21 protein-coding genes are annotated in these 22426 nt (G+C 61.4%); 10 read left to right on the forward strand and 11 right to left on the reverse strand.

Features of this window, described 5'->3' with window-relative positions:
* The first annotated feature begins 7 nt into the window (after window positions 1-7).
* The 5 genes from pstC to ACTQ05_RS01315 all read left to right on the forward strand — a co-directional run bounded on the left by pstC (window position 8) and on the right by ACTQ05_RS01315 (window position 5546).
* Window positions 8-916: a phosphate ABC transporter permease subunit PstC gene (gene pstC / locus ACTQ05_RS01295; protein WP_441537778.1), complete on the forward strand. Its 909-nt coding sequence runs from the start codon at window positions 8-10 to the stop codon at window positions 914-916.
* Entirely contained in the window at window positions 909-1835 is a 927-nt protein-coding gene (gene pstA, locus ACTQ05_RS01300; protein WP_441537779.1) for a phosphate ABC transporter permease PstA, read from the forward strand. The genes pstC and pstA overlap by 8 nt, the downstream gene beginning before the upstream one ends.
* Window positions 1832-2704, forward strand: coding sequence for a phosphate ABC transporter ATP-binding protein PstB (pstB, locus tag ACTQ05_RS01305; RefSeq protein ID WP_441537780.1), 873 nt, complete (start codon window positions 1832-1834; stop codon window positions 2702-2704). The genes pstA and pstB overlap by 4 nt, the downstream gene beginning before the upstream one ends.
* A gap of 205 nt (window positions 2705-2909) precedes the next feature.
* Complete coding sequence (locus tag ACTQ05_RS01310; RefSeq protein ID WP_441063029.1) at window positions 2910-4769, forward strand: ABC-F family ATP-binding cassette domain-containing protein; 1860 nt, start codon at window positions 2910-2912, stop codon at window positions 4767-4769.
* Window positions 4770-4775: 6 nt separating this feature from the next.
* Window positions 4776-5546, forward strand: coding sequence for a Cof-type HAD-IIB family hydrolase (locus ACTQ05_RS01315; RefSeq protein WP_441063030.1), 771 nt, complete (start codon window positions 4776-4778; stop codon window positions 5544-5546).
* Window positions 5547-5644: 98 nt separating this feature from the next.
* Here ACTQ05_RS01315 and ACTQ05_RS01320 read toward each other — a convergent pair whose 3' ends face one another.
* The 5 genes from ACTQ05_RS01320 to ACTQ05_RS01340 all read right to left on the reverse strand — a co-directional run bounded on the left by ACTQ05_RS01320 (window position 5645) and on the right by ACTQ05_RS01340 (window position 11358).
* On the reverse strand, window positions 5645-7597 hold the full coding sequence (locus tag ACTQ05_RS01320; RefSeq protein ID WP_441063031.1) for a heavy metal translocating P-type ATPase: 1953 nt from the start codon (window positions 7595-7597) through the stop codon (window positions 5645-5647).
* Between the two features lie 100 nt (window positions 7598-7697).
* Window positions 7698-7916 (reverse strand): cation transporter, encoded by a 219-nt coding sequence (locus tag ACTQ05_RS01325; protein ID WP_117583778.1) that lies wholly within the window; start codon window positions 7914-7916, stop codon window positions 7698-7700.
* Between the two features lie 63 nt (window positions 7917-7979).
* Window positions 7980-8348, reverse strand: coding sequence for an ArsR/SmtB family transcription factor (locus tag ACTQ05_RS01330; protein WP_427747430.1), 369 nt, complete (start codon window positions 8346-8348; stop codon window positions 7980-7982).
* Between the two features lie 411 nt (window positions 8349-8759).
* The gene (locus ACTQ05_RS01335; protein ID WP_441537781.1) at window positions 8760-9950 is read right to left on the reverse strand and encodes a hypothetical protein; all 1191 of its coding nucleotides are present in this window, start codon (window positions 9948-9950) and stop codon (window positions 8760-8762) included.
* 439 nt (window positions 9951-10389) lie between these two features.
* The gene (locus ACTQ05_RS01340) at window positions 10390-11358 is read right to left on the reverse strand and encodes a 3'-5' exonuclease (protein ID WP_427719557.1); all 969 of its coding nucleotides are present in this window, start codon (window positions 11356-11358) and stop codon (window positions 10390-10392) included.
* Window positions 11359-11529: 171 nt separating this feature from the next.
* Between ACTQ05_RS01340 and ACTQ05_RS01345 the strand changes: the two genes are divergently transcribed.
* Window positions 11530-12612 carry a putative manganese transporter gene (locus ACTQ05_RS01345; protein ID WP_441537782.1) on the forward strand — a complete coding sequence of 361 codons (1083 nt, stop codon included), beginning with the start codon at window positions 11530-11532 and terminating at the stop codon, window positions 12610-12612.
* A gap of 131 nt (window positions 12613-12743) precedes the next feature.
* Here ACTQ05_RS01345 and ACTQ05_RS01350 read toward each other — a convergent pair whose 3' ends face one another.
* Window positions 12744-13226 (reverse strand): YaiI/YqxD family protein, encoded by a 483-nt coding sequence (locus tag ACTQ05_RS01350; protein WP_441537783.1) that lies wholly within the window; start codon window positions 13224-13226, stop codon window positions 12744-12746.
* Complete coding sequence (locus ACTQ05_RS01355; RefSeq protein WP_118099399.1) at window positions 13227-13829, reverse strand: HdeD family acid-resistance protein; 603 nt, start codon at window positions 13827-13829, stop codon at window positions 13227-13229.
* A gap of 233 nt (window positions 13830-14062) precedes the next feature.
* Here ACTQ05_RS01355 and ACTQ05_RS01360 point away from each other — a divergent pair, with 233 nt between their 5' ends.
* From ACTQ05_RS01360 to ACTQ05_RS01370, 3 genes are all read left to right on the forward strand, one after another.
* Entirely contained in the window at window positions 14063-14734 is a 672-nt protein-coding gene (locus tag ACTQ05_RS01360; RefSeq protein ID WP_441537784.1) for a nitroreductase family protein, read from the forward strand.
* Window positions 14735-14814: 80 nt separating this feature from the next.
* Window positions 14815-15357, forward strand: a complete 543-nt coding sequence (locus ACTQ05_RS01365; protein WP_441068362.1) for a histidine phosphatase family protein — start codon at window positions 14815-14817, stop codon at window positions 15355-15357.
* Window positions 15358-15374: 17 nt separating this feature from the next.
* Window positions 15375-16010, forward strand: a complete 636-nt coding sequence (locus ACTQ05_RS01370; protein WP_441537785.1) for a histidine phosphatase family protein — start codon at window positions 15375-15377, stop codon at window positions 16008-16010.
* A gap of 127 nt (window positions 16011-16137) precedes the next feature.
* Here ACTQ05_RS01370 and ACTQ05_RS01375 read toward each other — a convergent pair whose 3' ends face one another.
* Window positions 16138-16827, reverse strand: coding sequence for a DUF1015 family protein (locus tag ACTQ05_RS01375; protein ID WP_441537786.1), 690 nt, complete (start codon window positions 16825-16827; stop codon window positions 16138-16140).
* Between the two features lie 39 nt (window positions 16828-16866).
* Window positions 16867-18087: a M20 family metallopeptidase gene (locus tag ACTQ05_RS01380; protein WP_441537787.1), complete on the reverse strand. Its 1221-nt coding sequence runs from the start codon at window positions 18085-18087 to the stop codon at window positions 16867-16869.
* Between the two features lie 223 nt (window positions 18088-18310).
* Here ACTQ05_RS01380 and ACTQ05_RS01385 point away from each other — a divergent pair, with 223 nt between their 5' ends.
* Entirely contained in the window at window positions 18311-19291 is a 981-nt protein-coding gene (locus ACTQ05_RS01385) for a hypothetical protein (protein WP_441537788.1), read from the forward strand.
* A gap of 348 nt (window positions 19292-19639) precedes the next feature.
* Here the strand turns inward: ACTQ05_RS01385 and ACTQ05_RS01390 are convergent, their stop codons facing one another.
* Both ACTQ05_RS01390 and serC read right to left on the reverse strand, forming a co-directional pair.
* Complete coding sequence (locus ACTQ05_RS01390) at window positions 19640-20803, reverse strand: phosphoglycerate dehydrogenase (RefSeq protein WP_427796062.1); 1164 nt, start codon at window positions 20801-20803, stop codon at window positions 19640-19642.
* 69 nt (window positions 20804-20872) lie between these two features.
* Window positions 20873-21997, reverse strand: a complete 1125-nt coding sequence (gene serC / locus ACTQ05_RS01395) for a 3-phosphoserine/phosphohydroxythreonine transaminase (protein ID WP_441537789.1) — start codon at window positions 21995-21997, stop codon at window positions 20873-20875.
* Window positions 21998-22426 lie beyond the last annotated feature (429 nt).

Below are 22426 nucleotides of genomic sequence, written 5' to 3' on the forward strand. Positions count from 1 at the left end.
GTTTGCAATGGCAAAACAGCTGCCAAAGCGCGACCTTGAGAACGTGGGCCTGGGCGTCACGGGCGCGTGCGTAGCGCTCGTGACGCTTGTCGTTGCCGCGCTCATCTTTATGGTCGCCCAAAAGGGCCTCTCGGCTTTTCTCAAGGACGGCGTTTCGGTCGTCGAGTTCTTTACCGGCACCAAGTGGGACCTGGCCAACACGGCCAAAAACGGCCTGCCCTATACCGGCGCCCTGCCCCTGATCGTCACCTCGTTTGCGGTCATGGTGCTCTCCACGCTTATCGCGCTGCCCATCGCCATCGGCTCTGCCATCTTTGCGGTCGAGATTAGCCCTAAGTTTGGCTCCAAGGTGTTTCAGCCGCTTATTGAGCTTTTGACCGGCATTCCCTCGGTCGTCTTTGGCCTGATCGGCTTTCACGTGGTCGTCGGTCTTATGAAGAGCGTTTTCCACGTGAGCACGGGCCTGGGCATCTTGCCCGGCGCCATCGTGCTGGCCGTCATGATCTTGCCGACGATGACCACCCTTTCGGTCGATGGCCTGCGTGCCGTGCCCGATAGCTACCGTCAGGGTTCGCTCGCGCTGGGCTACACCCGCTGGCAGACCATCTGGCACGTGGTACTCAAATCCGCCATGCCGTCGCTCATGACCGCGGTCATCCTCGGCATGACCCGTGCCTTTGGCGAGACGCTCGCCGTGCGCATGGTTATCGGCGGCATCGAGGCCATGCCGACGTCGCTGCTGTCGCCGGCCTCCACCATCACCACCACGCTCACCACGTCCATGGCGGTCTATGCCGAGGGCTCTGCCCAAGACGATGTCCTGTGGGCGCTCGGTCTGCTGCTGATGGGCATGAGCCTCATCTTTATCCTGATCATTCACCTTATCGGCCGCAAGGGGGCGAAGGCTCGTGGCTAGCGCGCGCATTCATATCGACGAGGCGAGACTCGGGCGCGTCCAAAAGCAGGACCGTATCGCCACGGGCGTACTGACGGCAATCGTCGCCATCGTCATGCTCATCGTCGTCTCCATGGTGGCCTATATTCTGTTCGAGGGCATCTCGACGCTGTTCCAGCCGGGCTTTCTCACGCAGCCCGCGCGCGCCAACGGAACCCAGGGCGGCGTGCTCTACCAGCTGTTCGACTCGTTCTATCTGCTGTTGATCACCTTAAGTATCTCGGTGCCCATCAGTCTGGGCGGCGCGGTTTTCCTGGTTGAGTACGCGCCGGACGGCCCCATCCGCGACATCGCCTCCACCGCCATCGAGACGCTGTCCTCGCTGCCTTCCATCGTCGTCGGCATGTTCGGCTTTCTGGTGTTCTCGGTGCAGCTGGGCTGGAAGTACTCCATCATCTCCGGCGCCGTCGCGCTCACCATGTTCAACATCCCCATCCTGGTGCGCGTGATCCAGCAGGCGCTCGAGGACGTGCCGCAGGCCCAGCGCGATGCGTGTTTGGCCATGGGCCTCACCCGCTGGGAGGCCACGCTGCACATCCTGATCCCCGAGGCCATGCCCGCCATCGTGACCGGTATCGTGCTTTCGGCCGGCCGCGTGTTTGGCGAGGCCGCGGCGCTGCTCTTTACCTCGGGCATGAGCTCGCCGGTTCGCCTGAACTTCTTGAGCTTTAACCTGTCGAGTCCCACCTGTGCCTGGAACGTGTTCCGCCCCGGTGAGTCGCTCGCCGTGCACATCTACAAGATCTACGGCGAGGGCAGCCCCGAGGCCCAGCAGATTGTTTGGGGCACCGCGGCACTGCTGATGATCTGCGTGCTGCTGTTTAACGTAGTCGCCCGTATCGTGGGCAAGCAACTGGCAAGGAGGATGACGGCCGAATGAGCGAGATAAATGAAACGCCCGCAACCGAGGCGGCCGCGTCCGAGACCCAGGACTTTTTGTCGAGCGTGGGGGAGAGCGAGAAGCGCGTGCGCGTAAGCGGCAAAGCCGTGAGCGACGAGGTCGTGCTTTCCACCAAGGACGTCAACGTTTACTATGGCGACCACCATGCGCTGCACGATACGTCGCTCGACTTTCACAAGGGTGAGATCACGGCGCTCATCGGGCCTTCGGGCTGCGGTAAGTCGACCTTTTTGCGCAGCCTCAACCTTATGAATCGCGAGATTCGCGGCTGCCGCGTGGAGGGCGAGATCAACTACCGCGGGCGCAACGTGAACACCAAGACCGAGAACACCTACGAGCTGCGTCGCTCCATTGGCATGGTGTTCCAGCAGCCCAACCCCTTTCGCAAGTCCATTCGCGACAACATCACGTTTGCGCCCAAACGCCACGGCATTACTGACCGCGACGAGCTCGATCGCATGGTCGAGGAAAGCCTGCGCGGCGCGGCGCTGTGGGACGAGGTCAAGGACAAGCTCGACAAGAGCGCCTTCGCGCTTTCGGGCGGCCAGCAGCAACGCCTGTGCATTGCGCGCACGCTGGCGCTCAATCCCTATGTGATTCTGTTTGACGAGCCCTGCTCGGCGCTCGACCCCATCTCGACGCTGGCAATCGAGGACCTGATGTCATCGATTGTTGCCGATCGCGCCATCGTCATCGTGACGCACAACATGGAGCAGGCGTCGCGCGTGTCCAACCGCACGGCGTTTTTCTACATGGGCGATATGGTCGAGTACGACGAGACCGACGAGATTTTCCAACGGCCCAAGGATAAGCGGCTGAATGATTACCTCACCGGCATGTTCTCCTAGTCCGGGACATGCTTGAGGCCCGCGGCGGCCATGGTTGCCGCGGGACTGATTGGAGAGGCGGGTCATCTCTTGCGGGAGATGGCCCGCCTTTTTGCTCTGCGACCGAAACGACCATCACAAAGGGGACAGGCACCTTCGTGGTGGTTTGGGGTGGGGCTCGCTGCTATCATGGACAACGTTGAATTTCTACGAAGGAGCAGGGCATATGGCGATTCTTTTGGGATGCGATTCCGTCAGCCTAGAGTTTCCCACCAAGCATATTTTCGATAGCGTGACGCTCGGCGTGGACGAGGGTGACCGCATTGGCATCGTCGGTAAAAACGGCGACGGCAAGTCGACGCTGCTGAGCGTGCTCGCCGGTACGCTGGACCCCGACGACGGCCGCGTGACGCATCGCCGCGACACGACGATTGGTTTGCTCGGCCAAAAGGACAACCTGGTCGATACCGACACCGTGCATCATGCCGTCGTCGGCGACACGCCCGAGTACGAATGGGCCTCGAGCCCGCGTACGCGCCAGATTCTGGCTGGCCTTATTAGCGATGTGCCCTGGGAGGGCACGGTGGGCGAGCTTTCGGGCGGCCAGCGCCGTCGTGTGGACCTCGCGCGCCTGCTGATCGGCGACTACGACGTGCTCATGCTCGACGAGCCCACCAACCACCTGGACATGCGCACCATCAATTGGCTCGCGCGTCACTTAAAGGCCCGCTGGCAGCGCGGTCAGGGCGCGATGCTCGTGGTCACGCACGACCGTTGGTTCTTGGACGAGGTCTGTACCAGCATGTGGGAGGTCCACGACGGCCAGGTCGACCCCTTCGAGGGCGGCTACTCCGCGTATATCCTTCAGCGCGTAGAGCGCGACCGCATGGCCGCCGTTACCGAGGAGCGCCGTCGCAACATGGCGCGCAAGGAGCTCGCGTGGCTGAGCCGCGGCGCACAGGCGCGCTCCACCAAGCCCAAGTTTCGTGTGGAGGCCGCTCGCGAGCTCATCGCCGACGTGCCGCCCGTGCGCGACGAGCTGGAGCTCAAGCGCCTGGCGGTGAGTCGCCTGGGCAAGCAGGTTATCGACGTGGTCGACGTGGACGCCGGCTATGCCGATACCGACGGCGCGCCCAAGCAGGTGCTCTCCGACGTGACCTGGCTCATTGGTGCGGGCGACCGCTATGGTCTTTTGGGCGAGAACGGCGCCGGCAAGTCCACACTGCTCGATGTGATTCAGGGCAAGATCGCGCCCCTGCGCGGCCGCGTGAAGATTGGCCAGACGGTGCGCTTTGGCGTGCTGTCGCAGCAGCTCGAGGAGCTCGAGCCCTACATGGGCGACACGATCCGCGAGGTGCTCAGCAACTACAAGAAGTACTACGTTATCGATGGCAAGGAGACCTCGCCCGAGAAGCTCTGCGAGCGTCTGGGCTTTACGACGCAGCAGCTCTGGAGTCGTATCGGCGATCTTTCGGGCGGACAGCGCCGTCGCCTGTCGCTGCTGCTGACGATCCTGGACGAGCCCAATGTGCTCATCCTGGACGAGCCCGGCAACGACCTGGATACCGACATGCTGGCGATTGTCGAGGACCTGCTCGATGGTTGGCCCGGCACGTTGATTCTGGTAACGCATGACCGCTTTTTGATGGAGCGCGTGACCGACCAGCAGTGGGCGCTGCTCGACGGCCACCTGACGCACATGCCCGGCGGCGTCGACCAGTACCTGCGCCTGTGCAATGCCACCGCCGAGGGCGAGCCCGTGGGTGCGCCGAGCGCCAAGACCGGCACGTTCGACACCGGTGCCGCGGCAGCTGCGGCCGAAAAGCCCAAGGCGAGCGGTCAGCCCAATGGCCTTTCCAATGCCGAGCGCCAGAAGCTCCGCCGCGAGGTGAGCTCGCTCGAGCGCAAGATGGAGACGCAGCGCGCTCGCGTGGAGGAGGTCGAGGCCGCGATGGCTCAGGTCGACCCCACCAACTACACGGCGCTGGGCGAGCAGCAGGCAAAGATCGACGAGGCTCACGCCGCTATGGACGAGCTGGAGATGGCGTGGCTCGAGGCGAGCGAGAAGCTCGAGGGCGAGGAGTAGACGAGGATGATCAAAGCCGCATTTTTCGATATCGACGGCACGCTACTGAGCTTTAAGACGCACCGGATTCCGGCGTCGGCGCAGCAAGTGCTCGACAGCTTTCACGAGCAGGGGATCGCGTGCGTGATCGCCACAGGCCGTCCGACCTACCAGATGCCGGATTGGCTGTTCGATCTTGGTTGGGATGCGTACATTACGCTTTCGGGCCAGCACTGTTTTGATGCCGAGGGCGTCTACCGTAGCTGCCCGATTGACCCGGAGGACGTTGCAGTGATTGTGGACCAGGTGGCCGAGGGGCGCTACGACTCGCTGTGCATGCAGGGCGAGAACTCGTTTGTGAACCGCCTGTCCGAGCGCGTGGTGACGGCCGGTAACAACGCGGGAATCGTCTACCACGAGGAGCCGTTTGAGCACGCCTTCGATGCGCCGGTTTACCAGTTTTGCGCCTTTGTGGATCCTGCCGACGAGCATATCGTGACCGACGCCGTGTCGCATTCGCTCACCACGCGCTGGTGCGACCTGTTCTGCGACATTATTCCGGCCAACGGCGGCAAGGACCTGGGTGTGGCGGCGACGCTGGAGCGCCTGGGCATCGACGCGAGCGAGGCGATCGCCTTTGGCGATGGCGAGAACGACCTGTCGATGTTTGCCGCCGTGGGCACGAGCGTGGCCATGGGCAACGCGCAAGACACGGTAAAGGCTGCGGCGAGCTACGTGACGACTGCCGTGGACGACGACGGAATTTACAACGCCGCAAAGCACTTTGGGCTGCTATAGCTGCGGCTCGGCACTTGGGGACGTTCCTTTTCTGCCGGCAGTTGGGGACGCCCCTTGCGCGTTGTGTGCCGCGTCGCCCGGCCGGACAGCCACGCATGCTACAGGTTCTTGACACCCATCGCGCGCATGGCGTTCAGGATGGCGATGATCGCCACGCCCACGTCGCCAAAGACGGCGAGCCACATGTTGGCGATGCCAAGCGCCGCGAGCACCAGAATCAGCAACTTAATGCCCAGTGCAAAGATGATGTTCTGCCGAACAATCGTCATGGTCTTGCGAGCCACGCGGATTGCACGGGAAATGTTGGACGGCTTGTCGTCCATCAGCACAACGTCCGCTGCCTCGATTGCGGCGTCGGAGCCCATGGCGCCCATGGCAATGCCCACATCGGCACGGGTGAGCACGGGCGCATCGTTGATACCGTCGCCCACAAAGGCGAGCTTGCCCTTGCCCGATTCGGTCGCCAGCAATGCCTCGACGCGCTCGACCTTGTCACCTGGCAGAAGCTGCGCGTGGAACTCATCGACTCCCAGCTGATTGGCCACGGCGGCGGCCACTTCCTCGCGGTCTCCCGTGAGCATGACGGTGCGCTTGACGCCGGCGGCGTGCAGCTCGCGAATCGTTTGCTCGGCATCGGCCTTGACGGTGTCGGCAATTACGATGTGACCGGCATAGACGTCATCGACCAGCACATGGAGGATAGTGCCGACGACCTCGCAATCGGGCGCTTCGATGCCGACCGCGGCGAGCATCTTGGCGTTGCCGACGACGACGTGCTTGCCGTCGATGTTCGCCGTCACGCCATGGCCCGCGTCGTTGGTGGAGTCGCATACACGCTTGGGGTCGAGTTGGCCCTGGAAGGCGGCGCGCACCGACTGCGCGATGGGGTGGTCGGAGAACGACTCGGCGAGGGCTGCGACTTCAAGCAGCGATTGCTCGGTATAGCCGCCCTCGGGGTGCACCGCGACGACCGAGAACGTGCCGTTGGTGAGCGTGCCGGTTTTGTCGAAGACGACGGTATCCACATCGGCGAGCGCCTCGAGGTAGTTGGAGCCCTTGATGAGAACTCCCAGCTTGGACGCGCCGCCGATGCCGCCAAAGAAGCTCAGTGGCACGCTAATTACGAGTGCGCACGGACAGCTGACGACGAGGAAGGTCAGGCCGCGTAGGATCCAATCGGACCAAGCACCGGTCACCAGGCCGCCGCCGAGCGCGAGCACCGCTGCCGCGCCGGTGACGGCGGGCGTGTAGACGCGGGCGAACCGTGTGATGAAGTTTTCGGTGCGCGCTTTCTTCTCGCTGGCGTTTTCCACGAGCTCCAGGACGCGCGCGACGGTGGACTCGCCAAAGGGTTTGGTGGTGCGTACGCGGATAAGACCCGTCATGTTGATGCAGCCGCTGATGATATCGTCGCCGGTCTTGGCGGTACGGGGGACCGACTCGCCGGTGAGGGCGGCGGTGTCGAGCTGGGTTACGCCCTCGACGATAACGCCGTCGATGGGCACGCGCTCGCCGGGCTTGATGACAATGACGGTGCCGACGGCGATGTCATCGGGAAAGACCTGCTCGAGCGTGCCGTCAGCCTGCTCAACGTTGGCGTAATCGGGCGCGATGTCCATCATGGCGCTGATCGATTTGCGGCTCTTGCCCACGGCGTATGTCTGGAACAGCTCGCCGACCTGGTAGAACAGCATAACGGCGGCGCCTTCGGCCATGTGCGGGTCGGTATCGGGGAAGAGCACCGTGGCAAACGCGCCGATGGTCGCGACGGCCATGAGGAAACTCTCGTCGAACGCCTTGCCGCGGCGGATGTTGCTGAATGCCTTTTGGAGCACGTCGTAGCCGGCAATCAAAAACGGCACGAGGAACAGCACAAAGCTGGCGTAGATGTTGCCGGGCTCTCCAAATGCGATAGTGAGGGCGCCGAGCTCATCGAGGGCGTACACCACGACAAAAATACCCAGCGCTACCAGGATGCGGTTGCGTTTATGCTCGAGTGACTCTTTTTTCTTGCGCTTCTTCTTTTTCTTCTTGGGGTCGGCGGTGGCCATGACTCGTATCCTCCCATTTGAATGTATGAACACTCGCTCATGTAATTTCGCGAGCAAAGGCCGCGGCAAGCGCGGCCTTGCGTATCAGCGTATGCGCAGGCTAGAGAATGATCTCGCAGTCCGGCTCGGCGTCGGCGGTGAACTCCACGACGCGATCGAGGACCTCGTCGAACTCAGCGTCGTCGGCTTCGAGCGTCAGCTTCTGAGTCATAAAGTTGACCGAAACGGATTTGACGCCCTCGAGCTTGGCGAGTTCGTCCTGAAGCTCACGCGCGCAGTTGGCGCAGTCGATCTCGTCGAGCTTGAACTGCTTTTTCATGATGGGTTCCTTTCCCTGTATTTGCGGCTTGGGTGCAGGCCGCGCTGGTACCGTGGTTGGTCGCTATTCGCAGATGTGGCTCATGCCTTGGTTGAGCATGGTGTAGACATGATCGTCGGCGAGCGAGTAGAGGATGTTGCGCCCGTCGCGCCGGAATTTAACCAGGTGCGACTGTTTGAGCGTGCGCAGCTGGTGCGACACCGCGGACTGCGAAGTCGCAGTCGCTTCGGCGATGTCTGCCACGCAGAGCTCGCGGCCCATGAGAGCGTAGAGGATCTTGATACGCGTGGTGTCGCTGAAAACCTTGAACAAGTCGGCAAGGTCGTACAGCAGCTCCTCGTCGGGAAGGTCCTCGGGCGAGCAAGTGGTGGGGATGTCGGGCACGATGGCGGTGTCGATGTCGGTCCTTATTTCATCGGCGTGTTCGCTCATTGCAATATCCTTTCATATGAACATGTGCTCATATAACTTACTTCCGAGTATATGAGCGCATGTTCATATGTCAATATAATTTGCGAAATTTTTTGCTGTCGATTGGCCCCAGAGGCGGCTAAGGGCATTGGTTGGTGCTGATAAGGCCGCCGATGCCAACGTGGGTATCCTAGCGACGTGCAAAAACGGGAGTTTTCAGCATCGACGAGGGGTTATTTATTGCATGATACGGCGTCGTTTGCCGCCACAGGGCTTTACTGGAGTGCAAATGGCAATAGATATTCCTCAGCTGTTGCCTAACTTACATCGAAAACAGCGGCTTCGGTGCAAAATGGGGCAATTCGGCCGCCCTCGGATACTCGGCTCTGCTGAAAACTCCCGTTTTTGCACGTCGCCGGGGTACCCACCCTGTCAGTCCGCCTCTGTTCTGGCCCCGTACACCCTGCCTTCGGGTGTGGAGGTGCTTGTTTGGGCGAACTCCGGGCAATCCAGCTCGATGACTTGCATGTCGTCGATGGCCGGGACATTGTTGATCGTCGGGTCGTCCAGCGAGATGCCCTCGAGCACTGCGCGCTCGAGCTCAAGTGCATTACCCTGCGCTGCGTCTTGACGGAGGAGCTCCTCAATACGCTTCTTTTCCTCGATAAATCTCCTGAGAACAAATTGTCGCAGCTCTTCTTGCTTGGTTGCGAAATCTTTGGGCAGGCGCGATGGGCGAATGCCCTCCTTTCGCTGGATTGCCTCCATAACCCTGGTGAAGGCGCTGGCGTGCATAAAGGAATAGCGACTGACGGTAATGATTCCGTAGCCCATGGACGCCAGCGCGTTCTTGCGCTCTTCGTCAATGGCGCGGTCTTCTTCGGCATCGTGCTGAAATCCGTTGTATTCGATGTCGGTTCGGGACCGCTTGAGATATGCATCCATATAGAACTTTTCGCGCCGCGTGAGATTCTTTGCAGCAGCTGTGACCTTTACTTCGTAGTCGGTCTCGATCTCGCTAATGCCAAGACCGCCCTCGCGCCTGGGTAGCGTGAGCATCATGACAAACGCCGTTTCCATCGGCGATCGGCATCCGTCCCGCACGCATTGGATGGCTTTTCGGGCAAGTTCGAGGCCCTTGCAGTCGATGAGGGAGTTAAAGAAATGTTTAAGGCTCGAAGTCGAGGTGAGCGCGAAGCGCTCGGTATAGGATGTTGAGGCATCGTGCCCAAGGGAATAGGCTCCACACAGTTCGAAGTAGTACTCCACAAGTTCTCGAAAGGGAAGATAGGTTGCGGCCTGAAGCGCACAGAGTTCGACGCCGACAATATAGATGTCGTCGGCAAGCTTGATAAAGCGCGAGCCCGCGAATCGCTTGGATGATACGTGGCACTTGCATCCCGTCATGCTGCGCACGTTTGCGCGCTCGAACACCGTTGTATCGAGCGGGGCATCGTTATCCAGAGCGACGTTGTGCCTGGCGAGCCAGTCGGCGGCAGAGTCGAGCAGCTCCTTGCTGGGGCGCGCCCCGTAGATCTTGGCAGGGCTGCAGGGCTCGGTGCCAATTGCGGATACCGAGTATGCGGCTTGGTAGACCGCTTTTGCCGTGTTATGTGAAAGCACGATACTCATACAGATAGCATGGCAGACCAGGCGGCGGGGCTCGCGATGAATGCCAAGGTAAAATGGCGCGGCATAACAAAAGCTGTCCAAGCGCTTGACGCCAATGATGGAGAAAGATGCTATTTGGAGCATTGTCGCAGCTCGCTGGCTACGCAGACCTCCACAACTGATGCTGGTCAGCATCGTTTTGATGCAAAGACGGCGTCAACAAAAATGTGCAATTTGGCTTGAACATGCGCAGATGAAGTTCTTGGTTATGCGGCGGCTAGACATCGGGGGCTGGAGGGCCATGTTGTACGGCGCGAAAAACGGGCCGATATCCGCTTGGACATCGGCCCATTTTTGCGTCGCTTGAGGGGAGCGCCTCCGCGTGTCGCTTTTGCGCGGGGCGCTATGGTCCGGCAAGTGTTGCTCGCGAATGGCGCCTCTGCTTGGCAATCTACTTGGCAAACAGGTTTTTGAGGTTGAACTCGGCCTGCACCGTCCGGAGCATGAGGTCGGTGTCGTCGAGGCCCAGGTGCTGCTCGTTGGCGTCGGGCGCGAGGGTGCCGCGACGGCGTGCCCAGTTCTCGAGTGCGGCGGGCGCGGACTCGCGGGGGAGCGAGCGCACGTCGGCGTCCAGGCTGCGGCAGATCTGGCGCGAGTCGATGACGATAATCTTGCCGGCTCGGCGCGCCTCGGCATAGCCGTCCAGATGGATCTTGAACCAGCTGTCCTCAAAGGCGGCGTTGTGCGCCATGTACGGGTATTTCTTCATGAGCTTGAGCAGCTGCTTTTGCAGCTCCTTGTTCTCGCGGAAGGGCGTTTTGCCGTCGATGTCGTCCCAGGTGATGTGATGGATATTCGACAGCGGCACATCTTCGCCGCGGTAGATATCGGGCAGGCCGCAATAGTGTGCCTCGGCGTCGTGCGGGACGGCGTCGCTGGTGAGCTCCATGATCTCCCAGCCCACGTTGATGATGTAGCCGCGCTCGGGTGCACGGCCGGTGGTCTCGATGTCGATGCCGAGCACCGTGCCCTGGATGGGCTTGCGGGCGTACGCCACGCCGAGCGCATCGCGGTCGCCGCGGATCTCGCGCATGACGGACGCGGCGGTGCGCTTTTGCATCTTGCCGATGGCGGCGCAGGTATCGGCGTCGGACAGGCCGCGCGAAAGCGTCACGGGCGTCACGTTGCGCAGGCGTGCCTCGCCAATCTGGTCGCATAGGTCGCGGTTGCGGTCGGCCAGGTCGCGCACGGTGGCAAAGTCGAAGCCAGGGTCGCCCTCGGCGGTAAAGTACTCGGTCTCGAGCACCTTGAGGGCCTCTTCGCCTTTTTGACGCTCGGACTCCATGGCGGCGTGATCGCCATAGATGAACATGGGGATAAACGGCTGGCGCTCGTATTCGAGTGCTTGCGAAACGTTCATATACTGCTCCTTGGACGGGCCGCGTCGTGCGGCTCGGGGTCATTGAGATGTGACGAGATGATAGTTTACCACAGGCAACTATTGGCATCACGCCTAGGACAACTACAATACCCTAGTTGACCGCTAGGACTTTTACAATGCTGCCGAAAGACACGAAAGGTTCCATCCGTCATGGATTTGCTGATTGATATTTTGCTCGACGCCGGCAAGGACACGCTCTCGCTGGTGCCGTTCTTGTTGGTGACATATCTGGCCCTCGAGACGCTGGAGCATGTGGCGGGCGATCGCGTCAACGGCGCCATCAAGCGTGCCGGTGCCGCTGGTCCCGTGGTTGGCTCGTTGCTGGGCATGGTGCCGCAGTGTGGCTTTTCGGCGATGGCGGCAACGCTGTACGCCGGTCGCGTCGTGACGTTGGGCACCCTGGTGGCGGTGTTTCTCTCGACCTCCGACGAGATGCTGCCACTGCTACTTGCCGAGCAGGTTCCCGTGCAGACTATGGCGATGCTTTTGGCTTCGAAGGCGCTGATCGCGCTGGTCACGGGCTTTATCGTGGATGCCGCCATTCGCGGCCTGCGTCGCAACGCCCGTGCTCATGCGGCAATCCGCCGTACCGTGTTGGGAACCGCTGCCAATCCGGCGCACGTTAACTGCGCGCATGACGATCACAGCGGCGGTGACATCATCGACGAGGTGGCCGAGGCGGGCGTGAGCGCCGACCACATCCATGAGCTGTGCGAGCGCGACCATTGCGGTTGTGATGAAGACGAGGCCGACCGCGACCACGGACATGGCCACGACCACGGACACGAGGGCGAGCATGAACACCACCACGGTCACTCCCACTCACACAAAGGCGCGCCCGTCCTGTCGATTATCCGCAGCGCGATTTCGCACACCGTGCAGGTTTCGGTATTCATTTTTCTGGTGACGCTGATTCTGGTCGCCGTGCTCGAGACCTTTGGCGAGTCCGCGATCGAGCAGTTCCTGCGCGGCAACGAGACGCTCGCTGTCATGGGTTCGGCGCTTGTCGGCCTCATTCCCAACTGCTCGGCGAGCGTGGTCATTACGCAGTTGTATCTGGAAGGCGCGCTGCAGCTGGCACCGATGCTCGCCGGTACACTCATTTCTGCCGGCGTGGGTTACCTGGTACTGTTCCGCACCAACCGCAGCGCCCGCGAAAACGCCGTGTTCCTGGTCATGATGTACGTCATCGGCGCCGGCTGGGGCCTTATCCTTTCCGCCTTTGGCCTCTAAGTAGATGTTTGAGGTATCCCGTAAAAACTGGGGCATGCCTCAAACATCTACCGCCATGACCGGCGTTGGATGCGCGCCAATCGCCAAAACAAAAGGTAGATTATTAGGCATGTCCCAAAAATCTACCTTGGTTAGCGCAGCAGGTCGGTGAGGTTGCGCTTAAAGCGGGCGCGGTCTTCGCTGGTGAAGGCTGCCGGTCCACGGGTGCGACCGCCGGCGCGGCGCACCTTCTTTTCTTCGTGACGAATAAACAGCTGCATATCGATGGTGGCTTTGTCGTACACGCGCCCGCGCACGCCGATGGCGGCGGCATCGCGACCGAGCACCATGCTGGCCAGGCCAATGTCCTGTGTCACGACCACATCGCCTGCCTGCAGACGCTCGATAATGGCAAAGTCGGCGCTATCGGCGCCTACGCTCACGTCGAGTGTTGTGACCCAAAAGCCACGTCGCGCGTGCTCGGCATCGCGCGGGTCGTCACGGTGAATGTGCCGCTCCAGGTTTTGCGTGCTGTTGCCGGCGACAACCACGGCGACGCCCGCCCGTCGCGCGCAGTCGATCGACTCACGCGTGACCGGGCAGGCGTCGGCATCAATAAACAGCGTTCGCGGCATCTAGTGCACCAGCTTGCCAAAGCGGATAGCGCGAATAACCAGCGTCACGCCAAACACCAGGAGTGCAGCGCCGGTAAAGATGACGAGCATCTTTGCCGACCACAGCGGGTAGATGAACACGAACACGCCGGCGATGATGGAGAGCGCGCCGCTCAGGATGGCGAGGGCGCGGTTGGAAGAAAGCTCGGACTCCAGAATCGACATGATGCCCTCGACAATCCAGCCAAAGCCGGCCACGACCACCACAAGCGTGCTGAGCGTCGCGGTCGAAAGCGCCTGGTTGCGCAGGATCACCACGCCGCCCAAGATGATGAGCAGGTTGGCGAGGATGCTCGTGACGCGCCAGCCGGCGGGCAGCAGCGGCTCAAAAATGGCGGTGAACAGCCTGACGCCAGCCGTGATCACAAAGTAGAAGCCCAGTACGGTCGTCAAAAAGACGAGGGTCTTAGCGGGTGCAAACAGCAGCGCGATGCCGGCGATGAGCGCGATGACGCCCGTGGCGGCGTAGATCCAGCGCACGGCTTTAATCGCCTTGCCTGCCATGCTTTTCTCGTCAAATCCAAACAGACTCGATTGTTGGTCGTCATTCTTAAAGATGCCCATGAGGCCTCCTTTCTGTGCGGCGTAAGCCGCGATCGTTACAACCAGTATCGCCTAAAGGCGCTGGCGTATGGGCCGGGGAGGGCGAAACGCAACTCAAAGGCCCCGATTTGTTTCCGTTGTTCCCCACGTCGCGATTTTCTATTCAACAGGTGTAGAACATTGCAGCTCTGTTCGTTATTGCCTGCGTTTTAGGTTAGATTTTCCTAAGAACAATTGGCTTTTTGGGGGTCCCTATGAACGAAGCAGTTCCCGTGGTGCCGTTGAGCGCCGAGTCGATGGCAAAGCAGGGTTGCGAAAAGCTTGGCTTGGATGTGTTTGATGCGCTGGTCCGCCGCGCCCGCACATGCCGCCGTTTTGACGAGTCCATGCGCGTGCCGCGCGAGTTTTTGCTCGAGCTGGCAGAGCTGGCGCACCTGGTCCCCTGTGGCGCCAATGCTCAGCGCTTGCGTTTTCATGTGGTGAGCGGTGCCGAGGACTGCGCTCGCGTGTTTGACGAGCTTGCATGGGCCGGGGCGCTCAAGGACTGGCCGGGTCCTGCCGAGGGCGAGCGTCCGACCGGCTACATTGCAATTCTTGCCGAGCGCACCGTTCCCGGCAAACCCGCCGCGCCTATCACCGAGGTCGACACGGGCATCGCGGCTCAGACGATGATGCTCGCCGCGCGCAGCGCAACGCCCGAGGTGGCGGCTTGCATGTTCAAGGCCTTTACGCCCCGCGCGATCGATGCGATGGGGCTCGACGGCGACAAGTACGAGCTCAAGCTGATCATGGCTTTTGGCGTGCCGGCCGAGACCCAGGTTATCGACGCGATCGATTCCAACCCCGACGGTTCTATTAATTACTGGCGCGACGAGGCGCAGGTGCATCACGTGCCCAAGCGTCCGCTTGCCGACGTGCTGGTGTAGTTGCGTCGTTGCGGCGCGATCCGGCGGCAAACCACCACAAAGGTGCCTGTCCCCTTTGTGGTGGTGCGAGGGGAGGGCGTGTGTCCGATCTGTATTTGGTTCGGCATGGGCAGACCGAGCTTAACGTGCAGAACATTTTGCAGGGCTGGCAAGACTCGCCGCTCACGGAGCGCGGGCGCGAGCAGGCACTGGCGACGCGCGCGGCGTTTGAGGCGCGCGGCATCTCCTTTGACCACGCGTATTCGTCTCCGTTGGGTCGGGCGCGCCACACGGCCGAGCTGATCGTTGGCGAGGATTTTCCCATAGAGCCGGTCGATGATTTGCGCGAGTGGCGCCTGGGCACGCTGGAGGGCACATCAAATCGCGATATGCCGCCGCAGCCCTGGGGCGATTATCCGGTGGCCTTTGATGGCGAGTCGGAAGGCGAGCTTCGGGCGCGCATGGTCGCGGCGCTGTCCCGTATTATGGCCCGACCGCAGCACGATCGTGTGCTTGCGGTCTCTCATGGCTCTGCCTGCCAGGAGTTTCTTAGATGCGTGACCGGCGGGGGAGAGCAGCCCGACAACGGTGCCGTGCTTCATTTTGGCTATTGCGACGGGGCGTTTTCGCTCCTTGATTGGTAACGAACGAAAGGACCCCTATGAACAAAGATCTGTATCTGGTCCGTCATGGACAGACAATATTCAACCTTAAACGCATTATTCAGGGATGGAGCGATTCGCCGCTCACGCAGTTGGGCTGCGAGCAGGCGGCGCGTGCCGGTATGTTCTTGCGTGCGCGTGGCGTTGAGCCCGATCACGCCTACACCTCGACGCTGCACCGTACCGAGCAGACTATCGCCAGCCTGTGGCCGGGCCTTGCCTACGAGCGTCTGGATGGCCTGCGCGAGTGGTTCTTTGGCGACTTTGAGGCCGAGCGCGTGATGCTGATGCCCGAGCGTCCGTGGCGTGACTTTTATCGTCAGTTTGGCGGGGAGGGCCAGATGCAGGTACGTGAGCGCATGGTGACGACGTTGACCGATCTTATGCGACGCCCGGACCATTCGTGCGTGCTCGCGGTGAGCCATGCCTCGGCCATCAAGGAGTTTTTGGACCACTCTAGGGGGGCGGCGGCCGACGAGCGCGAGCGCGTGCCGGGCAACTGCTCGGTTCTGCATTTTGCGTTTGACGATGCAACCGATACGTTTGAACTGGTCGAAGTCTTTGCGCAGGAGGATTACGCGCGTGAGCTGGGGCTAGAGCCGCTCGTGGCGGCAGCGGGCCCGCGGCGTGGGTAGCGCGGGTGCGGCGATGCGGATCGCCGACATAATTGCTCGATGCGAAAGGGGCGGGGATGCATGCGCATGTATCCCCGCCCCTTGCTTGTTGAGCTGACGAGTCTTTGTGCTGGGCGTTTAGGCCCCGTTAGAACCGTGAGATCTGGTGAGTGAGCAGACCCGTCGGAACCTGCGGCGCGCCGCTGGCGACCTGCGCGGCGGGGAACAGCACGGCCACGGAAAAGTTGAACGGCTCTTTGCCCGTGTAGGTGCCGGCTGCGCGGGCCTCATCGGCCAGCAGCTGCGCCGCCCCTGCCAGCGCGGCAGCGTAGGCGGGGTCGTCTACCGGCGCCGGCTCCGGTGCCTGATCGAGCATGGCTCGGATGGCGGCAACGGCGTCCTCGCGCTTGACTTCCCATACGCGATGCGTAATGCCGGCGGGGTCGGTGACGGCATAGAGCGACGCGCCCTCTTTGGCGGCGCCCAGGATGATATCCATGACGGGCGAGGCTTCGTAGGCGAGCGACACGGGGCGCGGCTGCACCTTGAGCTCGGCGATCGCGCGCGCGGCGGCGAGTGCGTCGACGCTCTCGGCGGCGGCCTCGTTGTTACCCGTCAGCACGTTAACCGGGCAGATCGCCACGACACCCGTTACACGTCCCGGCTCTCCCGAGCACTCGTACACGTAGTATGCCGCACCTGGATCCTTGAGCAGGAGCCCATCGGCAATCGCACCGCGCAGGGCGTCGTTGTCACTCAGAATGCTGTCCATCGCGGGCAGCGCTTCGAGCACGCGATCCTGAGCTGGGCGGATGCAGGGAAACGGAAGAGCTTTCATGGACAGTCCTAACGCGCGAGTCGGTTTGTTTGCGGCTTATTATGCCCCAACTTGGCTATTCGCGCCCCAGAGCGTGTTGTCGGCGAGCGCGATCAGCACCCGCTGGCAGCGAACGATATCGGCGTGGGGCACATGCTCGTTTGGCTTATGCGCGAGCGCGAGCGAGCCGGGGCCATAGCTCATGCAGTTGCGGTTACCCGTCTTGCCGGCAATGACGGCAGTGTCGGTGTAGCCGGTAAAGAAGCCGACGGTCGTGTCCGCGCCTGTCACGTCATCGGTGGCACGCTTGAGCACGGCTAGAAGGGGAGAGACCGGATCGCGCTCAATGGCGGGGCGGTCGCCTGTCACGGTATAGCTTCCATGGCAACCGGGGACTGTGGCTTCGGCGTCGGCGATGGCCTGCTCTACCATGCGCGTCGCGGCGGCCGTATCGGTCGGCGGCGTCAGGCGCATATCGACCCAGACCTTGGCACGGTCGGGCACGACATAGGGGCGATAGCCGCCCTCGATCTGTCCAAACGTGATGGTCGAAGCCCCCAGCTCATCATGCACGGGCAGCGCCGCGAACGCATGGCGCAGCGCACAGACGGCCTCGGCCATGGCGGCGACGGCATCCGCTCCCTTCCAGGGCTGGCTCGCATGCGCCGTGACGCCGGTCATCTCGATCTCGAACCATGTGCGACCCTTGTGCGCCACCTGAATCTGTCCGTCGGTGGGCTCGATGTCCAGCACCCATTCGCGCGAGCCGACCCAGCCGGCATCGATGGCGGCCTCGGAGCCGCGCATAAAGTCCTCTTCGTCGACCGAGCAAATAAGCGAGAAGCCGCGGTGGGGCAGCTCACCATCCGCCGCCACGCGCTCGAGTGCGTGGACAAGCGCGGTAATGGCGCAGGCCAGACCGCCCTTCATGTCGCAGGCGCCCCGGCCATAGAGTTTGTCGTTGCGCACAACCGCCCCAAGCGGCGGCGTGTCCGCGTCCCAGCCATCTCCTAGGGTGACGGTATCCATATGGCAGATGTAGACGAGTCGCGCCTCGTCGCTCACACCCGGCACGGTGACCATAAGGTTGCGGCACCCGGGGAGTACTTCGAGCTCTGCAACCTGCACGGCATCGAGCGCAGGACTATCAAGCTGCGCCAGCTGCTGTTCAATGAGCCTCTTAATGAAGTGTTCGATCTCGCCTTCGTAGGCGCCCGGGTCCGAGCTATCAATCTTCACGAGCTCCTGCGTAAGCCGCCAGGCAAAGTTCTCATCAACCATATGCAACCTCACAATCAGTTTGCTTCCAAAACCGATTGTAAGCCACCTGGAGGATTCGCGACGTGTGCGTAACAGTATTAACCGTTCGCAGGCCGAGCCATCGCGTTTGGCGTCCGGGCAGGCTCACAAACGACGCAATGGGTACGTAGCCTTTATGGATGACATGCTGTGCGACATATCTGCCTTTCGGTATCACCGGATACCTCCGCAGGTCTTGGCAATAATGCCGGACCTGCCCGATTCTGCGGACGATCCGCGCAGGGAGCATCTTTGTGAGCACCCGCTCGTCAAGCATTTCCTGGGCACTCCGCTACACGTGTTGGCGCAGGGCCTCTGCGGGCGCAAGGGCGGCCGCATTGTCAGGCATGTTTGGAACGGGGAGAGGCCGTTTGGCTCCGTGCGGCAGACAGAGTTTGGCCTTGATGTCGCGTCCCCGCTCTTTACCCTGCTGACCCTGGCTTCCTCGGTCTCAAATGAGCGCCTGATTATGTGCATGTATGAGATGTGCGGCACCTTTGCCGTGTGCAAGATTGCGTCTCAGGTAAAGTCGGCGCTTGAGCAGGCATATGGGGGCCGGTGGGGTGACGCACGGTTGGGCTGGGAAAACGTAAAGGATACCTCGGGGAATCCAACGGACCTGTGGAAACGACCGCCCTTGATTGAGCTCTCTGAACTAACCGAGTACGTCGATAAGATCCAGGGGCTCCGCGGTGCTAAATCGTTCACGCGTGCCGCGAAATGTATTACGGGGGTTGTGGCATCGCCGCTCGAGGTCCAGGCTTCGATGCTGTTTGGCCTTACGAGGTTGCGCGGCGGCGAAGGGCTGCGCCTTACCAATAACGTTGAGATTCGCATGACGCGCAGCGCCCGCCTGATTTCGGGGCTTGATAGGCGCTACGCCGATATCCTGCTGTCAAATAAGGACGGCAGCAGAGAGTGCCTGGTTGAATGTCAAGGTAAAGCCATTCACGGATCCATAGAATCCAAGATCTCGGACTCCGATCGAACGACGGCCCTTCAAGCGATGGGATATCCTGTCGTTCTGATGACCTATGGTCAGCTGGTCGACTCCGATGCCTTCCGCGTGGTGATGGAACTCATCATGTCCTATCTCGATGTGCCGTTGAAAGACAAGACGCCGCGGCAGCAGGAGCTCGAACGGCGGCTTCGTGAGGAGATTTTTATCGATTGGGCGGGAATGTAGCCGTGCGGGTGGAAAACGGTCGCGCGGACTAGAGTTTTGGTCGCAAAAAGGCTTCAATTTCGCCTTTGGAGGGCCCTAAAAATGCTATCTAGAATAAGTTGTTTCGGAAAATAGACAGTCAACTTACATTTGGCACAGAGAGATCGATTTTTACCTACTAAAGTCCCTGATAAAGCTGTTTATCAGAGCAGGTGCGCTCAGTGATTTAGGCATGACTGTCGATTATCCGAAAAAACTTATTCTGGATAGCATTTTTAAAACCAGCCGGAGCAACGAAATCGGCCCCCGTTTCGCGAAAACGGGGGCCGAATGAGCTTCATTGCCTGTCTGGCAGGCTTGGCGCCGACGCTACTTGATCACGCGTACGCGATACATCGACGGAATCTGCTTGAGCGCCTCGATGGTGCTGCTGTCCAGGTGCTCGTCGGTGTCGAACATGGTGTAGGCGTTCTCGCCGGCAGACTCGTTGGTCATGCGCTGTACGTTGGCGTTGTCCTTGGCCAGGATGGCCGTGATCTGGCCGATCATGTTGGGCACGTTGGCGTGCAGACAGGCGATGCGGCTCGCGGCGCGCGCCTTGCCCATGCTGCAGGCGGGGTAGTTGACGCTGTGCGCGATGTTGCCGTTCTCCAGGTAATCCTTGAGCTCGCTGATGGCCATATCGGCGCAGTTGGCCTCGGCCTCGCCGGTGCCGGCGCCCGAGTGCGTGGTGATAAACGTATTGGGCATCTTGACGGTCTTGGGCGTGGCAAAGTCACAGCTAAACCAGCTCAGCTTGCCCTCGCGCAGGGCGGCGTCAACGGCGTCCTCGTCAATGATGGTCTCGCGCGCGTAGTTGATGAGCACGGCGCCCGGGGCCAGCAGGTCGATCTGCTCGGTACTGATCATGCCGATGGTGTCGGCCTTGCTGGGCACGTGCACGGTGAGGTAGTCGCAGCCGCGGCAGAGGTCCTCGAGCGTGCCCACGCGCTGCACCTCGCGGCTCAGCACCCACGCGTGCTCGACGGAAATGAACGGATCGTAGCCGTAGACGTCCATGCCCAGGTCGACGCAGGCGTTGGCGACCTTGGAACCCACGTTGCCTAGACCGATGACGCCGATGCGCTTGCCCTTGAGCTCGCGGCCCACAAAGGCCTTCTTGGCCTTCTCGGCATCGACCTGAATCTCGGGGTCGTCGGCGTTGTCGCGCACCCAGTTCATCGACTGCACCACGCCGCGGCTCGAAAGCACCAGCATGCCCAGGACGAGCTCCTTGACGGCGTTGCTGTTGGCACCGGGGGAGTTAAAGACGACGACGCCCTTCTTGGCGTACTCCTCGATGGGGATGTTGTTGACGCCGGCGCCGCAGCGGGCGATGGCGCGGATGCCCTCGGGCAGCTCGTAGCCGTGCAGGTCGGTGGAGCGCATCAGGATGGCGTCGGCCTCCTCGGCGGTGCCCACAAACTCGTAGCCCTCGCCAAACTCGACCTTGCCGTCTTTGGTTATGTCGTCGATGGTTTTGATCTTGCGCATGAAAAACTCCTTAGCGGGTTTGTTTATAACAAGTGGTTTGAAGTGGCTGGTCGGCCCGCGTGTTGCGGGCTAGTTAGATCGCGGACTCAAACTATGCTGCGCTTCGAAGTCCTTCATGTACGAGGCCAGTGCCTGCACGTCTTCCATGGTTACGGCGTTGTAGACGCTGGCGCGCATGCCGCCCACCAGGCGATGGCCCTTGACGTTTTGAATCTGGTGCTCGGCCGCGCCTGCGACAAAGGCCGCGTCGAGATCGGCGTCGCCGGTGCGGAAGGTGACGTTGGCGATGGAGCGGCTGTCGGCCTGCGTGGCGCCATGGAACAGCTCGCTGTGCTCGAGCAGGTCATAGAGCAGGTTGGCCTTGGCCCAGTTGCGCTCGGCCATGGCGGCGAGTCCGCCGGTCTGCTCCACCCAGCGGAATACCTTGCCGCACACGTAGATGCCAAAGGTGTTGGGCGTGTTGAGCATGGAGCCCTTGGCGGCTTGGATCTTAAGGTCCATGTACTGCGGCGTCTGCGCAAAGGCTGGGCCATCGGCGATGAGGTCGTCGCGCACGATAACCACGGTCACGCCCGCGGCGCCGGCGTTTTTCTGCGCGCCGGCGTAAATGAGCCCGTAGCGCTCAACGTCGAGCGGCTGCGACAGAAAGCAGCTCGAGACATCGGCGACCAGCGGCACATCGCCGCAAGCGGGCAGCTCGTGGTACATGGTGCCAAAGATGGTGTTGTTCTGGCAGATGTAGACGTAGTCGAGCCCGTCGCCCGCGGCCTCGGCGGCAATGCGCGCATTGACGTCGGCCATGGCGGGAATGCAGTCGAAATTGGTGTCCTCGGAGCTCGCGAGCAGCACGGCCTCGCCGTACTTGGCGGCCTCCTTGTACGCCTTGTTGGCGAAGTTGCCGGTCACGACGTAGCCGGCGCGGCCGCGGCGCATGAGGTTCATGGGGATGCCCGCAAACTGCAGCGTGGCGCCGCCCTGCAAAAACAGGACACGGTAGTTGTCGGGGATGCTCAACAGGCGGCGCAGGGTTGCCTCGGCGTCATCGATGATCTGCTGGTACATGCTAGATCGATGGCTCATCTCGAGCACGGACATGCCGCAACCGCGGTAGTCCATCATCTCGTCGGCGATCTCGGCGAGCACGCTTGTGGGCAGTGCGGCCGGGCCAGCTGAGAAGTTGTGCACACGTGCCATCTTCTAGTTCCCCTCGTAGTCGTTTGAACGTTCGGGATACTTTAGCACAGTGGAGCGCCCGGCGCGACCGCATCACGGTAAAACTCGACTGCGCCGCTATGATTTACAGGATGGTTACATGGGGGAGGGGTGACCTTACCTGATGGCTCGCATCCGATCTGCCTCTGCTTTTGCCTGCTTCCAAGGACGCACGCGGCCGTTGACAAGGTCAGCGTAGCCGCGGGCGATGGAGAGCTGGACAGCCCTATGAGCTTCGTAGTGGTTGTCAATTACCGAGCCAGAAGTGTTTTGCAAGTATGGAACTTGCTTTTCAATTGGCACGCAGAGCCCCTCCTGTAATGCTTGCCCATTCAATTTATATCGATAATAGCGTGTGGGCACCTTGCGGGATTGGGGCAAGGCGACAGACCGTAGGGAAAACCTAGACTC

Origin of the sequence: Collinsella sp. LCP21S3_A9, from assembly GCF_052118785.1 — a bacterium.
GTDB lineage: Bacteria > Actinomycetota > Coriobacteriia > Coriobacteriales > Coriobacteriaceae > Collinsella.